Origin of the sequence: Actinoplanes sp. SE50/110 (assembly GCF_900119315.1) — a bacterium.
Classification (GTDB): Bacteria; Actinomycetota; Actinomycetes; order Mycobacteriales; family Micromonosporaceae; genus Actinoplanes.
This window is the reverse complement of sequence record NZ_LT827010.1, coordinates 8,980,683-8,996,102: the sequence shown is the minus strand read 5'-3', so window position 1 is coordinate 8,996,102 and position 15,420 is coordinate 8,980,683. Positions and strand designations below refer to the sequence as shown.

Genomic DNA, 15,420 nt, shown 5'->3' with positions numbered 1-15,420 from the left:
CACGCATGAGCGACGACGGTGGCCTGCGGGAGCGGAAGAAGGCGGCCACCCGCCAGGCCCTGCACGAGGCGTCGCTGCGCCTGGCGTTCGAACACGGCCCGGACCGGATCACCGTCGAGGCGATCGCCGACGAGGCCGGGGTCTCCCGGCGTACCTTCTCCAACTACTTCGCCAACAAGGAGGAGGCGCTGTTCTACGGTGACCTGCAGCGGATGCGCCTGCTCGCCGGCAAGGTCCGCGAGCAGCCCGCCGGGACATCCCCGTGGGAGGCGCTGAGCAGCGCGGCCGAGGCCTTCTACGGTGAGCTCGGCGATCTGGACCCGGAGTGGATCGCGCGCAGCCGGCTGGTCCGCCGGCATCCCTCGCTGGCCGCCACCCAGGTGCAGACGTTCGCCGCGCTGGAGCAGGGCCTGGCCGACGAGCTGGCGGCCCGACTCGGTGCCGCCGACCCGATCGGCATGCGGTCCCGGCTGATCGCCGCCACCTTCCTCACCGTGCTCCGCGTATCGCTCAACGTCTGGCTGGAGCGCCGCCCCGACCTCACGTTCTGGGACCTCGCCCGGGACGCGATCGCCGACGCCGGCCGCGGCTTCGCCTAGGACCAGGGTCACCACCCGATGACGGTGGTACGACGTGAGCGCCGCACCCCCCGATGCCCTCCAGGGTGCGGCGCTCACGTCGTACGAAATCGGTCAGCCCTTGAATCCTGCGAAGATCTTCGAGAACTCGAACGCCGTCTGGCTGATGTTGGTGCACTGGAACAGTGCGCCCTGGCAGGCGTTCTTGTCGCGCTGCATCTCCCAGAAGGAGACGAAGCCGACGTGGTTGGCGTTGGCGAAGGCGACCAGGTCCCTGGCGTCGCTCTGGGAGAACGTGCCGCTGTCGTCGTTCTTGCCGATCATCGGGGTGACGCCGACCATCTTGAAGGCCGCCGCGTCGCTGTTGCCGTAGATCGACCTGATCTGGTCCTTGGTCGATTTCACGGCCTGGATCGCCAGGTCACCGTAGTCCTGGCCGGACCGGCCGTAGTCCATCGCCATGATGTTGACCAGGTCGAGGTCGACGCCGGCGTTCTTGGCCGACTTGACCACGTTGAGACCGTCCGCGGTCAGGCCCTCCGGCAGCACCGGCAGGGTCAGCGAGATCTTCAGGCCCGGGTTGGCCTTCTGCAGACCGGCCAGCGCGGTCGAGCGGCGGTTGATCGAGGCGGTGTCGGCCGAGGCCGCACCCTCGATGTCCAGGTCGATGTACTTCAGGTCGTACGCGTCGACGACCGCCTGGTACTCGGCCTGCAGCGCGCTGGTCGAGGTGCAGGCCTGGGCCAGCTCGACGCCGGTGGCGCCGCCGAAGGAGACCTTGACGTCGCCGCCGGCCGAGCGGATCGCACCGATCTGGTCGGCGAACTGCCTGGCCCGCGGGTCGAAGGCGCCGAACCAGCTCGCCTTGCAGCCGGAGGCGGTGACGAAGGCCAGGCTGAACGACTTCACATTGCCGCCGCCGGCCAGCGCGGACAGGGTGCCGCCGTTGGACAGCACACCCATGTCGACGTACGGCGCGACCAGCACCCCGCTCGCCGAGCCGGTGCCGCCGGTGGCGGTCGGCGTCGCGGTCGCGGTCCTGGTCGGGGCCGGGCTGGTGGCGGTCCGGGTGGGCGTCGCGGTGGGCTTGGCGGTGGCCGTCGCGGTGGCGGTCGCGGTCACCGTGGGGGCCGCGGTCGCGCCGCCGGCGGTGCAGGACGCGCCGTTGATCGTGCAGCTGGCCGGGTCACCCTTGCCGGCCACGACGAAGCCGAATGAGATCTCGCCGCCGGCCGGGATCGTCGGGTTCCACGCCGCGTTCGTCACGGTCTCGACGTTGCCGCTGGTGGTCACCGCGGCGTCCCAGACACTGCCGAGCTTCGCGGTCGACGGCAGGCCGAAGACCAGCTGCCAGCCGTTGACCGGCGCGTCGGTGCCGTTCTTGATCGTGTAGTGCGCCTGGTAGCCGGTGCCCCAGTCGCTGTCCTTGGCGAACGACGCGGTGAGGCTGCCCGTGCCGCCGTCGGTGGCGGCGAACGCCGCGCCGATACCGCCACCGACCGCGAGCAGCGCGGCCGAGGAGTAGATGGCGAGCCGCATACGGCTGCGTTGCATGGGGACGCTCCGATCAGGGGGGACGCTGACGGAGGCAATTCTCGAGCGAACCCGTCTTAAAGGTCTCGGGTCACAGCCTTAAAGATCCTTAAATGCTCATCGGGTGGCCAGCCCGCCGATCAGCAGCGCCAGCTGGCGGCGCCAGGCGTGGGGTTCGGTCGCGTGCCGGTTCACCCCGGCGTTGGCCATCATCACCAGCCACAGGTCGTGCCGGGTGAAGTCGGCGCGCAGCCGGCCGGCCCGCTGCGCCCGGGTGAGCACGTCGACCGCCCGCTGCTGGGCCGCGGCGCGCAGCGCGGACAGCCGCTCGTCGTCGTCGAACGCGTCGGTCACCAGCAACTCGGCCAGCCCCCGGTCGGTGGCCTGCAGCTCGCAGACCCGGCTCAGGTAGCCGATGAACGCGGCCCACGGGTCGGGGTGCTCCAGCGCCTGGTCGGCGAGCCGGACCGCGGCCGTCATGTGGCCGGCGAAGACCTCGGCGATCAGGTGCCGGCGGCTCGGGAACCGGCGGTAGAGGGTGGCGTTGCCCACCCCGGCGCGACGGGCGATCTCGTCCAGCGAAGCGTCCAGGCCCTGCTCCGCGAAGACCTCGCGGGCAGCGGTGAGCAGGGCCGCTCGGTTGCGGCGCGCATCCGCACGGAGCCGGGTGGCCATGCGCAGAAGAATACGACGTTCGGGAAGGAATCCCACCAGTCGGTGTTACCGTCGCCTCGATCAAGCTCAGCGGCGGAAGAGGACGCGGCAATGCAGCAGACTTCGATCGACATCCCAGCTGCCGACGGCCCGGCCGACGGTTACTTCGTCAAGCCGGACGGCCCCGGGCCGTACCCGGGAATTCTGATCTTCATGGACGGCTTCGGGGTGCGCCCGCGACTGCGGGAGATGGCCGACCGGATCGCCGAGCGCGGCTATGCGGTGCTGCTCCCCAACCTGCTGTACCGCGACCAGCGGAGCCCGCTGGTCGACCCGGCTGAACTGGCCGACCCGGAGAAGCGCGGCGCCGCCTTCGGCCGGCTGATGCCGATGATGCAGAACCTCACGGCGCCGCGGCTGGTCGCCGACGTCACCGCGTATCTCGACTTCTTGGCCGCGCAGGAGGGCGTCGCGCCCGGCCCGGTCGGCGCGGTCGGCTACTGCATGGGCGGCCGGAACGGGCTGATCGCGATGTCCGCGTTGCCCGACCGGATCAAGGTGCTGGGCAGCTTCCACGCCGGCCGGGTGGTGACCGGGGACGAGCACAGCCCGCACCTGGGGGTGGGCGCGATCACCGGGGAGGTCTACTTCGGGCACGCCGACAACGACGCCTCGATGACCCCGGACCAGATCAAGACGCTCGAGGCGGCGCTGGACGAGGCCGGGGTGACCTACACGTCCGAGCTGTACGAGGGTGCGCCGCACGGTTACACCATGTCGGACACGGCGATGCACCACCCGGCCGGCGAGCAGCGCCACTGGGCGGCCCTGTTCGACCTGCTGGACCGCAACTTCTAGTTGGCGTACAGGCCGGGGAAGTATCGATCGATCGCGGTCACGTCGTACACGTGCCGGATCTCGACGATCTTCTCGTCCTCGACCGCGAGGAACTCGGCCAGCCGGGCACTGCCGAACGGCGCCGTGAGATCGTAGATCAGCGCGGCGCCGTCCAGCGCGTCCGTCCGGGCGGTCAGCGCGACATGGTCGGCGAAGACCGCTATCCGGTGCAGGACCTGCAGCAACTCCTCGTCGTCGACCGGGGCGTCCAGGTTCCACTCCACCTCGACGTGCGGGCTGAGCACCCGGCGGGCGGCGGCCAGGTCGTCCGAGGTCCAGGACCGGACCCAGAAGTCGACGACATCCATAAAGGCACTTTAGGCGGAAAGCGTCGACTCGGCGCTCACGAACGTGTAGCCGGCCGCCTTGATCCCCCCGATCAGGTCCTTGAGATGGTCGGTGCCCAGGTAGGCATGGTAGAAGCAGCTGGCCACGCCGTCGCGGACCACCAGGTTGCGCTGCGCCGAGGCGACGATGTCGGCCGGCAGCCGGACCGGGTGGTTGTTGAACGCCTCGGTCTCCACGTTGCCGATGTTCTCCGGCACCACCAGCGAGCCGTAGACGTCCCGCACCGGGTACGGGAAGAACTGGCCGAACTGCCGGGAGTAGTCGAACCTGGCGCCGGTCAGCACGCCCGGGAAGTACAGCCCCCGGTCGTACCGCTTGCCGAACAGGGCGTTGACCACCTCGTAGTCCGGCGCGCTCGCCGCGTAGTGCGGGAACTCGAACAGCCTCGGCGAGCCCAGCCCGGCGGCCAGGAACACCGCACCCGACGACATCATCCGGCCGGTCGCCCAGGCCGCCGAGTCCTCGGCCACCGGACCGTCGTAGACCACGTTGTCGCCCGCGTCGACGTGTGCCTTGTAGAACTCGAAGTCGTTCGCGCTCACCCCGTCGTACGGGTTGGCCACCGAACCGTACTGGTGGGTGTAGCCGTGCATGACCAGCGTGCCGCCCCTGGCCTGCATGTACTTGAGCGCGGCCACCACCTTGGGCTTGTTGAGCAGGGTGTAGTCCTGGGCCTTGCCGGTGCCGACCCCCTTCGGGTCCCGGAACCGGGGGTAGACCGCGACGCTGAACGGCACCTTCTCCGCGAACAGGAAGTCGGCCACCGCGGTGAGCTGCTCCGGGTCGGCGTCCGGCCCGACGTCCTCGATCCGGATCAGCGCCCGGTGCCGCTCGGTGGTCCCGCCGCCGAGCGTGTCGAAAAGCAGGTCGGCGAAGGCCAGGTAGCGGTCGTCATGGGTGACGTAGGCGAACGGGATCTCCCCGACGTAGGTCAGGTTGCCCGACCGAACCGCCCACGGGAAGCCGGTGCCGTCCGCCCGCACCGCGGTGGCCAGCGTGGTCACCTTGGCGCTGTCGCCGATCGACAGGTTCATGATCCCGGACTTGTTCTCGGTGCCCCGGGTGAGCTTGCGGCCCTTGTAATCCACCTCGGTCACGTCGGCGAAGTCGAACGTGCCGCTGGCGAAGCCGTACTTGGCGGCGAAGCCGTCCTTCGCCGCCAGCTGCCAGATGTTGTCGTAGACCCAGAGGACCTGCTTGGTGGTGGCCATCACGTCGGTGAGGAAGGCGGCCGGCAGCGGCTCGTCGTACGTCGAGCCCAGGTAGATCACCGCGGTGTAGGCGCTCAGGTCGCCGGCCTTGTACCGGGCCACCGGCGCCGCCGTCCACGAGCCGAACCGCGAGCTCAGGTTCGCCGTCTGGGTGGCGTAGACCTCGCCCAGCCAGCCGTAGTCGCCGGTGGTGTCGTACAGGACCAGCGTCTTGGCGGCGCCGGCGCCCGGGCCGCCCCTCCCCGACTTGGTGATCACCGAACCGGTGGCCGGCGCGGTGCTGGCGGCGTCCGCCTGGACCGCGTTGATCCCGACCCCGGTGGCCACGGCCACGGCGGCGGCGCCGCCACCGGCGATCAGGGTGCGACGGGTGACCTTCTTGGCGCGCATCAGGCGGTGGCTCCGATCTCGGTGGCGGACGGCCGGACCGGCATGGCGTCCGGGGCGGTGGCGAGGCCGAGCAGGGCGGCGGTCGCCTGGGCGGTGCGCCGGGCGGCGAGACCGTCGCCGTACGGGTTGCCGCCGGCGGTCATCGCGTCCCGGCGGTCCCGGCTGTCCAGCAGCGCGGACGCCTCGGCGACGATCACCGCCGGGTCGGAGCCGACCAGCTTGGCGCAGCCCGCGTGCAGCGACTCGACGCGCTCGGTGACGTCGCGCAGCACCAGGGCGGGCACCCCGAACGACGGGGCCTCCTCCTGGATCCCGCCCGAGTCGGTGAGCACCAGGTACGCCTCGGACAGCAGCCGGGCCAGGTCCGGGTAGGGCAGCGGGTCGGTGACGGTGACCCGCTCGGCGCCGGCCAGCGCGGCGTCCACCTGGGCGCGGACCGCCGGGTTCGGGTGGCTGGGCAGCACCACCTCGATGTCCGGGTACTTCGCCAGCAGCTCGTTGACCGCGCCGAGGATCCGGTCCAGCGGCTCGCCCCACGACTCGCGGCGGTGCGCGGTGACCAGGACCAGGCGCTTGGTGCTCTCGGCGCGGGCCGCGGCCACCGCCGGGTTCTCGTAGGGCAGCCGGCGGGCGGCCACCGCCAGCGTCGCGTCGACCACGGTGTTGCCGGTGATCAGCACGTCGCTCGCGGCGATCTTCTCGTCCAGCAGGTTCATCGCGGCCAGCGGCGTCGGTGCCAGGTGCAGCGCGGCGACCTGGGCGACCAGCCGGCGGTTGCCCTCCTCGGGGAACGGTGACTCCAGGTCACCGGAGCGCAGACCGGCCTCCAGGTGCACGACCGGGATCCGGCGCCAGAACGCGGCCAGCGCGCCGGCCAGGCTGGTGGTGGTGTCACCCTGCACGATCACCGCGGCCGGGGTGCGTACCGACCACAGCTCGTCGAGCTGCTGGATCATCGCGGTGAGCAGTTCGGCCTGGGTGCCGGTGGAGCGCTCGACGGTGAGCGTGATGTCGGGTTCCAGGTCGAAGGCGGCCAGCGCCTGGGTGACCATGGTGGGGTGCTGACCGCTGGCCAGCAGGATCGGCTTGAGCAGGCCGGCCTCGCGGAACGCGAGCGCGACCGGGGCCAGTTTGACCGCCTCCGGCCGGGTGCCGCCGATCAGATGGACTTCGCGAAGGGACATTCGGGGGGAGCCTTCCTTCACTTGCTGGCGATGGGGGATGGTGGGGCGCCTGCGGGAAATCAGGCGGTCTTCAGGGCGAGCGGCTCCTCGACGAGCCGCTCGGTCTTGGCCCAGGCCTGCTTGCCGGTCAGCTGGCGGCCCAGCGCGCGATAGGTCGCGGTCAGGCCGAGCAGCAGGAACGCCGGGTAGGCCAGGGCGGCGAGCAGCATCCGGGGGAGTTCCTCGTCGCCGCGCTTGACCCGGTGCACCAGCACCCAGACCAGGCCGGGGAACGTGGTGACCACCGCCCAGATGCCGAGGCTCTCGCCCAGGGCGAACCAGCTGGGCAGGATCGGCACCGGGTGCCCGATCAGCAGGCCCAGCGCGCCGGCCGTGCCGGTCAGCGTGAGCAGCATCGCGACCACCGCGTTCGCCCACGGCGAGACCAGGTAGTGCAGGATCTCGACCAGCGCGGTCCGGGCGATGTTGCCGGAGGCGAACAGCGAGCCCAGGTAGCGGGCGCACTGGATGTTGCCCTGCGCCCAGCGGGTCCGCTGCCGGGTGAGTCGCTTGATGTCGACCACCGCCTGCTGGGTGACCGAGGCCCGCGAGGTGTAGCGGATCGACACCCCCTTGAGGTGCATCCGCAGGCCCAGTTCCATGTCCTCGACCAGGCAGCTCGACCAGGGCGTGTCACCCAGCGAGAGCAGCGTGGAGAGGCGACTGAACTGGCCGTTGCCGCCCAGGCCCACGGTGTCCAGCGAGTTGCGCAGGTTCTGGCAGGCGTCCACGATGGCGCCGAACTCCAGGTCCTGCACCGCGCCCAGGAGCTTGTTGCGGTTGCGGATCCGGACCTGGACCTGCACCGCGCCGACCCTGGTGTTTCCCATCAGTCGGCCGACCTCGACCAGGATGTTGTCGCTGCCCTGGCCGTCGCCGTCGATGATGCCGAGCACCACCCGCTCGGCCGGGACACCCTCCTGCTCGGCGATCCGGGCGATGAACCGGTAGGCCGCGTTCAGCGCCTCGCCCTTGCCCTGCCGGGCCTCGGGCAGCTCGCGGCGCATCACGTGCAGGCGCGGGTGGTCGATCGCGGCCAGCACCTCGGGCGTGCGGTCGTCCGATCCGTCATCGACGACCAGGACCCTGGCCAAGGTGCGAGCCGGGCCGCGCAGTCCGAGCGCAGCCGTGACCGTGTTGGCGACCACCGCCTCCTCGTTGAGCGCCGGCACGATGATCCAGAAGTGCTCAGGCCTGCCGTCACCGCTGGCCAGCGCCTGATTGACCACCCGGGCGCGGTGCGTGCCGACGTAGCGGACCGCGAACCAGACCAGGATGACGGTGGAGAGCGGCCAGGCCAGCAGGATCGCATAACCCGCGACCGCGATGAGCCAGCCGTCCGAAGCCGACATCTTTACCCCCGTTCCTGCCACGAGTCGTGACATTTCAGGGGCAATTACGGCGGGGGGAGGCGGGACCTAAGGGTCATGCGCCGGACGATTCCGGGATGCGGCCGAAAGGTTGAGGTCGCGGTGACCCACGGTGCTTTTCCGGCTACGGAGAAGGCGGCCACCGTCCGGTGACCGCCTTCGAGGTCCTGCTCAGTCGTCCAGCAGGCTGGGATTGTCGCGGAGCAGCGCGGCCAGCCGGCGGGCGGCCTGCTCGGTCTCCTCCGCGGCGCGCTCCGCGTGGAACGGCTTCGGCTGCGGGGCCGGTTCGACCGGCGGCGCATAGGCGGCCGGCGGCGGCGGATAGGCGGGCGCCGGGGGGGTCACGAACGGGCGCTCCGCGGTCGGCGGCTCGTCATAGGTGGGCCCGAACCGGTCCTGGTCGTCGTGGCTGCCGCGGGGCGGCGGCTCCGGATCGTCCAGGTCGATCTCGATGTCGGCGTGCGCCCGGGCCGGCTCGGCGGCGGTCCGCTCGACCACGGTGCGGTCCGCGGTGACCTGCACGGTGCCGTCGGCGAATCCGAAGTGCAGCAGCACCGGATCGCCGGCACCCTCGACACCGACGGTGACGCCCAGGTGCGGGAACCGGGCGATCACCCCGGCGATGGCCTCGACCAGCTCGGTCACCGCGGGCGGAGTGCCCGGAGCCTCGCCGGCCGCGGCACGCCGCCGGAGCTCGTCGCGGCGGGCAAGCTTGTCGAGCGCGTCGTCCAGTCCGCCTCGCACGTCACCGTCCTCTTCCTCGCACGGTCGCCCGGTACCTCACCATCCTGTGCCTCCGGGCGACCCGCGCACACCCTACGACTTCATCTTTATCGCCTTGTCGAGAGCCTGGTCCAGAACGACGAGGAGAGCGTCGCGCACCGAGGCGCGGAACCGGGCGTCGTAGGAGATCACCGGGACGTCCTCGCGGACCGCGAGCGCCCAGCGCACCTCGTCGAGGCTGTACGCCATGTTGCCGTTGAACGTGTTGACACCGACCACGAACGGGAGCCCGGCCCGCTCGAAGTAGTCGACCGCCGGGTAGCAGTCGTCGATCCGGTTGGTGTCGACCACGACCAGCGCGCCCAGGGCACCCTTGACCAGGTCGTCCCACATGAAGGCGAACCGGGTCTGGCCGGGCGTGCCGAAGATGTAGAGCTTCAGCGTCTGGTCGATGGTCAGCACGCCGAAGTCCATCGCGATGGTGGTGGTGGTCTTCGTGGTGGCCTGGCCGACGTTGTCGATACCGATCGACTCCGAGGTCATCTCGGCCTCGGTGGTCAGCGGCGCGATCTCCGAGATCGCGCCGACGGTCGTCGTCTTGCCCACCCCGAAGCCGCCGGCCACGATGATCTTGACCGGAACCGGCGCCTTCTTGGCCGGCGCGGCTCCGCCCGGGATGCGCGCGGTGGCGACGACGCGGTTAGCTGATGGATCGAAGTCCACGGATCACTCGCATGATGGTCTCGGGGTCAGGGGTGTCGGTGTCCCGTCCCTGCACGTCCACCTGACCGGCGGCGCGCAGGTCGCCGACGAGGATCTGGCAGACGCCCAGGTGCAGGCGCAGGCGTGCGGAGATCTCGGCTACCGAAATCGGGCTCTCCTCCAGGAGAGACACGATCGCCCTGGTTTCCGGTGAAAGCCGGGACGGGGGTGCGCCGTGCACCACCGCCACCTGAGTCTCCATACCGATGTCGGGATCGCCTCCATCGGTCCGCCCGGCCGTGATGACGAACGGGCGCAGAGTGTTGGTCTGTGCTGGCTCGACCGGCGGCTGTTCCCCGGTGGGGGTGTAGCCGCCGGCCGAATGCTTCGGACCGGATTGCAGGAAGGGCCGGACTCCGGAGCGCGCCGGAGGAACCGGTTCGTCGGCGGGGTCCGGGTACGTCATTGCTGGACGGCGTTCTTCAGCTCGGCGATCAGACGCGGGCTCAGGGCGCCGCCGGCCCGGGTGGCGAAGAGGGTCATCTCGTACGCCAGAGTGCCCAGGTTCGCCGACCGGTCGGCGATGACGCCGAGCACCGAGCCGGCGCTGATCGCGGTGACCAGCAGGTAGCCGTCGGCCATGTCGATGATGACCCGGTTCAGGGCGCCCAGCCGGTACCAGCTGGCAGCGCCACCGGCCAGGCTGGTCAGACCGGAGACCACGGCGGCCAGCCGCTCGGCGTTGGGCCGGTCCTTGATCGCGGACATGGCCATCAGCAGACCGTCCGAGGAGACGGCGATGGCTTCGATCACGCCCGCGGTTCCGGACGTGAAGGAGTCCAGCAGCCAGTTGAAGGTTTTGGCTTCGGCGCTGAGCTGACTTTGCGCGGTGGGGTATGGGGAAGTCATCGCGGTTGTCCCTCGGGTTGTGGCTGAGTTTCATTCAGGGCGAGTGCGACGCCGTACTCGAACTGATCCATCAGTGCGCGTGCCTGCTCCGGGTCCATCAGGGTCGGGGCCGGCGGGAGAATCGGTTGGTGCGGCTCGTCCCGTGGCAGGGTCGCTCCCGGCACGCGGCGAGTCAACCCTCCGCCACCGAGCGGCGGCGCGGGCGCGGCCGGGGCCGGTGGCGCGGCCGGAGCGGGGGCGTTCCACTGCTGGGCCGGCTCCGGGGTGTTCCACTGCGGCGCGGCCTCCTGTACGGGGGCCGGAGTGCTCCACTGCGGCGCGGCCTCCGGGGCGGGGGCCGGAGTGCTCCACTGCGGCGCGGCCTCCGGGGCGGGGGCCGGCACGTTCCACTGCGGCGCGGGCATTTCCGGCAGCGAGGCCGGCATGGCCCACTGACCGCCGGCGAACTCCGGCGCCGGCAGCGAGGTGCTGGTCTCGTGCGCCCGGCTGACACCCTGCTCGAAGGCGTCGAAGGCGGCCCGCGCGGCCAGGGCGTCGTCCTGCGACGGCGCCGCGGCGTGCTGCTTGGGACCGGAGTCCATCGGGAGCTGGCTGCCCGGCACCCGGCGACGCAGCGGCTTGAGGCCGCCGGCCGGTGAGCTGACCACGGGTTCCGGAGCGGTCGGCTCCGGAGCCGGGGCCGGGTGGCCCGAGTTGCTGGCCGGAGCCATCGGCGCCTCCACGGCCGGAGCCGGGGTGTTCCAGGCCGGCTCCGCCGGCTGTTGCGGGCTGTTCCAGTGGGTCTCGGCCGGAGCCGGGGTGTTCCAGGCCGGCTCCGCCGAGGCGGCGGCCGGGGTGTTCCAGGCCGGTGCCGGGGAGGCCGGGGCCGGGGTGTTCCAGGCCGGCGACGGCGAGGCCGGGGCCGGGGTGTTCCACCCGGACGCCGGGGACTCCGGGACGCTCCACGAGGTCTCCGACGGGGCCGGGGTGCCGCTCCAGGACGGGCCGGCCGGCAGCGCCGGATCGGAGCCCCAGGCCGGCTGCCCGGCGGCGGGCAGTTCGGGCAGCGCGGCCGGGTTGCGCCCGGCCACCGGGATGCCGCTGTTGTAACCCTGCGACGCCTCCACCTGCCGGTACGGAGCGCTCGGCTCCTGGTAGGCGACGCCCGGCGAGTACACCGGCTCGGCATCGTAGACCGGCTGACCGGCGTACGGGTCCTCGACGGCCGGCTGCGCGGGGACCGACCCGCCGAACGCGTTCCAGGACGGGACCGACTCCAGCGTCTGGGTGGCCCGGCTCAGCTTGTTCGGGTCGAACGGCTGCTGGCTGCCCGGGACGGTGCGGATCGCGGTGCTGGCGATCGCCACCTCGGCGGTGTTGCCGCGCAGCGCCCCGCTGACCGGCACGGCGTACTCCGGCTGCCCGTACTGCTGCTCGAACGGCTGCTGCGGGTAGCTCTGCTGAGCGACCGGCTCGCGCTGCATCGGGATCTGCGGCACCGCGGCCGGGGCCGGGATACCGGGGGCGGCCAGATTCTCCACCCTGGCGATCAGGTGCTGCGGGCTCAGGTCGATCCAGGCCGTGACACCGCCGTCCGGGGTGTCGGTGAGGGTGACCTCGATGCCGTGCCGGCGGGCGAGCCGGCCGACCACGAACAGGCCGAGCACCTCGGTGGGGGCCAGGTCGAGGCGCTCACGACGGGTCAGCCGGGCGTTCTCCTCGGCCAGACGCTCGGGCTGCAGGCCCAGGCCGTGGTCGATGATCGCCAGGCGGGCGCCACCGCGCAGCTCGTCCGCGGAGACCGTGACGCTGGTGTGCGGCGGGGAGAACGTGGTGGCGTTCTCCAGCAGCTCGGCCAGCAGCAGCGTGAGGTCGGCCAGGATGGCCGGCACCACGACGATCTCCTCGGGGACGTCCACCTCGACACGGGTGTAGTCCTCGATCTCACCGAGGGCGAGACGGACGACGTCGGACAGCGGCAGCGGCGCCATGTGCTCGTTCGCACCCGCGCCACCGGAGAGCACGACCAGCGCGGACGCGTTCCGCCGCAGACGGCTGGACATGTGGTCCAGTCGGTACAGCTCGCGGAGGCGGTCGCTGTCGGTCTCCCGGCGCTCCAGGCCGTCGATCAGGGACAGCTGACGGCCGACCAGGTTCTGCGTACGACGACCGACGTGGCCGAACATCTGGGCGACGTTACGGCGGCCGAGCACCTGGCGTTCCACCAGCCGGGCGGCGGTGGTCTGCACCCGGTCGAACGCCCGGGCCAGGTCACCGATCTCGTCCTGGGCCTCGACGTCGACCGGATCCAGTCGGATCGGCCGCACCTGGGCCTCGGACTCGTCGTCGGCCACCCGCTCCAGCTCGGCCTCGGCGGCGCGGGCGATGCGGTCGGCGGAGGCGGTCAGGCGGCGCAGCGGCCGGGCGACCGCGCGGGCCATGAAGATCGAGAGCGTGACCACGAGGATCAGCAGGACGAACGCGCCACCACCGACGTACAGCGCCTGCTGGATGGCGCTGTTACGGCTGGCGGTGACCGCCACGTCCACGTCCTTGGCCACGCGCTTCTCGACGAAACCACCGAGGACCATGACGGACTGCAGTGAGGGGAACAGCGAGGTGATCGAGGGCAGCTTGTTCAGCGCCTGGGCCGGGTTGGTGGCCAGACCGTCGACGAAGCCGGAGCCCACCCGGGACTGGAACGCGTCCTGGGTGTTCAGGTAGAGCTTGTACTGCGCGTCGGTGAAGTAGCCCTTGGACTGGGTGATCACCGACTGGATCTGTGCGAACGAGTTGTTGAACAGCGTCAGCACCTGCGGCGCGAAGGACCGCAGTTTGCGGTTGGGCGCCTGGTTCAGCACCGCCGCGTACGCCAGATAGCAGGAGGCCTGGCTGATCAGGTCGTCGGAGCGCATCGAGCGCTCCAGCGCGAAGACCTGCTGGCCGGTCTTGGTGGTGAGGTCCGAGTGGTTGCTCAGCCCGAGGCCGTCGATCATCGGCGTGATGACGCTGGTGAAGTCGGTGACGATCGAGGTGGCGTTGGTCTGGCCGTTCAGGACGTTCTGCCGGGTGCTGTTCAGCTTGGTGGCCAGCAGCACCGCGCGGCGCAGATCGGCCGGCAGCACCCGGTCCTTGGAGTCGAGCAGCTCGGCGACCTTCTCGCCGGCCTCGGCGCTCTGCACCACCAGGGTGGGCTCGTCGACCAGGTGCAGGGTGTAGCCGACCGACAGCAGGCGCTCCTCCTGGAGCTCCAGGACCGCCGAACTCACCGCGGTGGCCAGCTGCACGCTGTCCGAGGTGTCCTGCGCCTCGTTCGCGGCCTGGACACGGTTGTAGATGATCGGCACGGTCAGGGCGAGAACACCCAGCAGCGGCACGAGCACCAGCAGGGCGAGCTTGCCCAGGATGCGGAACTTACCGAAGAGCACCGGAACGCTCCCGCCCGCCGCCGTAGTTCGGAGTGTCGCCGTAGTTCGGGATCGAGTCGTACGGGCTGCCCGTCGGGTTGCCGGCCGGCACCGAGGTACCCGCCCGGACCGACACGTCACGGCTGCCCTGGCCGGGCTCGACCAGCGTGGCCTGGACCTGGCGGGCGCGGCCGCGGGTCCACAGGGTGGCCACCACGATCAGCACGATCGCGATGCCGAGCAGGCCGAAGGCCTCGATGCGCTTGTAGGTCAGCGAGCTGGACCGGTCGTCGAGCCGGCCGGACATCTCCTTGAGGACGACGCCGCTCAGCGCGCTCAGCGCGGTCTGCAGGGTCGACTGCGCGGTCACCAGCGTGGACACGTTCGGCGCGCCACCGATGTTGGCGCCACGGTTGGCGGCCTCGATCCCGCGCCGGAACGAGTCCAGGTTGCTCACCAGGTTGCCGCTCAGGGTGGTGCTCTTGGTGCTCTCGACCGCCTCCTGGAGGCTGTCGGTCAGCTTGGCGACCGTCTCCTGGACCTTCAGGGCCTGGTAGCCGAACTGCACGGTGAGCTTCGCCTTGTCCGCCTTGGTGCGGGCCGCGGGGACCATGTTCGCGTAGTCGCTCATCCGGCTGACGAAGGTGACCGCCTCGGGCATCAGCTGGCCGACGACCTCCTGGAGGAACGAGACGTCGGCCTCCGGGTCGCGGTTGAGCCTGGAGTTCTCCCGGACCACGTCGAACAGCTCGACGGCCAGGTCGGCGGCCTCGACGTGGGCCGTGAAGATCTGCTCCGAGGTGCCGGTCACCTTCGGCAGCTTGGCGATCTTGTCCTTCAGGTCGCTCCACCGGCTGTGCGTCTCGAGCGCGTCACCGAGCCGCCCGTCGACACCCTGCACGCGGGCCACGGCCGCGGTCACCGAGGCCGGCTCCGCGGCGACGCCCTGCAGCGCCGACGCCTGCGACTCGGCCAGCGCCGAGACCAGCGGGCCCAGCACGGTCAGGTACTCGACGCCGTCCTGTTCGAGCTGGACGGTGTCGCGCTGCTGGGAGTTCTCTTGCAGGACCCGCAGGAACAGGCCCGCGGCCGGCAGCAGGACAAGAGCCGTCAGCAGCACCGCGAGAGCGGAGCGTAAACGGGTTCGCCGGCTGTTCACCGAGACTGACATTGCTTTCGTCCTCCGCCATGCACACACGCGATGGGCCATTGGGGGGCTACCGAACGTAGCCGAGCGGGCGCACCGATCTGGGTCAATCTATCCGAGAAATCCTCAAGAAACCCCTTTCCAAGGGTCAGAGTTCGCTCGGCTGATCGGGGGATACGCAGCACCGTCGCCCGCGCTCTACGCAAGCTTTTGTCGGCAGGGTGACAGGTGCCGGGCAGATGGTATCCGGCCTGCGGCTCGAACGTGAATATGAGTTCTACTTCGGATTCGTTACGTCTTGGGTGCGATGCTCTCCACGGAAAGTGCCAAGGCAATTACGGAAAGGCAA

14 protein-coding genes are annotated in these 15,420 nt (G+C 70.8%); 2 read left to right on the top strand and 12 right to left on the bottom strand.

Translation table 11 applies throughout. The features are described from left to right. The first annotated feature begins 5 nt into the window (after positions 1 to 5). A complete protein-coding gene (locus ACSP50_RS40305) occupies positions 6 to 599 on the top strand; it encodes a TetR/AcrR family transcriptional regulator (RefSeq protein WP_014695094.1) in 594 nt (197 codons plus the stop codon). A gap of 93 nt (positions 600 to 692) precedes the next feature. On the opposite strand, the gene ACSP50_RS40300 is transcribed toward ACSP50_RS40305, so the two are convergent. Continuing rightward, on the bottom strand, positions 693 to 2,132 hold the full coding sequence (locus ACSP50_RS40300) for a cellulose binding domain-containing protein (RefSeq protein WP_014695093.1): 1,440 nt from the start codon (positions 2,130 to 2,132) through the stop codon (positions 693 to 695). Positions 2,133 to 2,228: 96 nt separating this feature from the next. Further along, on the bottom strand, positions 2,229 to 2,786 hold the full coding sequence (locus ACSP50_RS40295; protein WP_014695092.1) for a TetR/AcrR family transcriptional regulator: 558 nt from the start codon (positions 2,784 to 2,786) through the stop codon (positions 2,229 to 2,231). Positions 2,787 to 2,876: 90 nt separating this feature from the next. Between ACSP50_RS40295 and ACSP50_RS40290 the strand changes: the two genes are divergently transcribed. Then, complete coding sequence (locus ACSP50_RS40290) at positions 2,877 to 3,623, top strand: dienelactone hydrolase family protein (RefSeq protein WP_014695091.1); 747 nt, start codon at positions 2,877 to 2,879, stop codon at positions 3,621 to 3,623. On the opposite strand, the gene ACSP50_RS40285 is transcribed toward ACSP50_RS40290, so the two are convergent. The 10 genes from ACSP50_RS40285 to ACSP50_RS40240 all read right to left on the bottom strand — a co-directional run bounded on the left by ACSP50_RS40285 (position 3,620) and on the right by ACSP50_RS40240 (position 15,044). Next, positions 3,620 to 3,970: a hypothetical protein gene (locus ACSP50_RS40285; protein WP_014695090.1), complete on the bottom strand. Its 351-nt coding sequence runs from the start codon at positions 3,968 to 3,970 to the stop codon at positions 3,620 to 3,622. The genes ACSP50_RS40290 and ACSP50_RS40285 overlap by 4 nt on opposite strands. A 9-nt stretch (positions 3,971 to 3,979) precedes the next feature. After that, the gene (locus tag ACSP50_RS40280) at positions 3,980 to 5,611 is read right to left on the bottom strand and encodes a DUF2334 domain-containing protein (RefSeq protein ID WP_014695089.1); all 1,632 of its coding nucleotides are present in this window, start codon (positions 5,609 to 5,611) and stop codon (positions 3,980 to 3,982) included. After that, positions 5,611 to 6,795 (bottom strand): non-hydrolyzing UDP-N-acetylglucosamine 2-epimerase, encoded by a 1,185-nt coding sequence (wecB, locus tag ACSP50_RS40275; RefSeq protein ID WP_014695088.1) that lies wholly within the window; start codon positions 6,793 to 6,795, stop codon positions 5,611 to 5,613. Before wecB ends, ACSP50_RS40280 begins: the two co-directional genes overlap by 1 nt. A 59-nt stretch (positions 6,796 to 6,854) precedes the next feature. Further along, positions 6,855 to 8,186 carry a glycosyltransferase gene (locus ACSP50_RS40270; protein ID WP_014695087.1) on the bottom strand — a complete coding sequence of 444 codons (1,332 nt, stop codon included), beginning with the start codon at positions 8,184 to 8,186 and terminating at the stop codon, positions 6,855 to 6,857. A gap of 189 nt (positions 8,187 to 8,375) precedes the next feature. Continuing rightward, positions 8,376 to 8,948, bottom strand: a complete 573-nt coding sequence (locus ACSP50_RS40265; RefSeq protein WP_014695086.1) for a hypothetical protein — start codon at positions 8,946 to 8,948, stop codon at positions 8,376 to 8,378. A gap of 72 nt (positions 8,949 to 9,020) precedes the next feature. Continuing rightward, complete coding sequence (locus ACSP50_RS40260) at positions 9,021 to 9,650, bottom strand: ATP/GTP-binding protein (RefSeq protein WP_014695085.1); 630 nt, start codon at positions 9,648 to 9,650, stop codon at positions 9,021 to 9,023. After that, positions 9,628 to 10,095: a DUF742 domain-containing protein gene (locus tag ACSP50_RS40255; RefSeq protein ID WP_014695084.1), complete on the bottom strand. Its 468-nt coding sequence runs from the start codon at positions 10,093 to 10,095 to the stop codon at positions 9,628 to 9,630. The genes ACSP50_RS40260 and ACSP50_RS40255 overlap by 23 nt, the downstream gene beginning before the upstream one ends. Then, positions 10,092 to 10,538 carry a roadblock/LC7 domain-containing protein gene (locus tag ACSP50_RS40250; RefSeq protein ID WP_014695083.1) on the bottom strand — a complete coding sequence of 149 codons (447 nt, stop codon included), beginning with the start codon at positions 10,536 to 10,538 and terminating at the stop codon, positions 10,092 to 10,094. Before ACSP50_RS40250 ends, ACSP50_RS40255 begins: the two co-directional genes overlap by 4 nt. Beyond that, positions 10,535 to 13,945 (bottom strand): ATP-binding protein, encoded by a 3,411-nt coding sequence (locus tag ACSP50_RS40245; RefSeq protein WP_014695082.1) that lies wholly within the window; start codon positions 13,943 to 13,945, stop codon positions 10,535 to 10,537. The genes ACSP50_RS40250 and ACSP50_RS40245 overlap by 4 nt, the downstream gene beginning before the upstream one ends. After that, on the bottom strand, positions 13,932 to 15,044 hold the full coding sequence (locus ACSP50_RS40240) for a hypothetical protein (RefSeq protein WP_043513136.1): 1,113 nt from the start codon (positions 15,042 to 15,044) through the stop codon (positions 13,932 to 13,934). Before ACSP50_RS40240 ends, ACSP50_RS40245 begins: the two co-directional genes overlap by 14 nt. Positions 15,045 to 15,420: the final 376 nt, after the last annotated feature.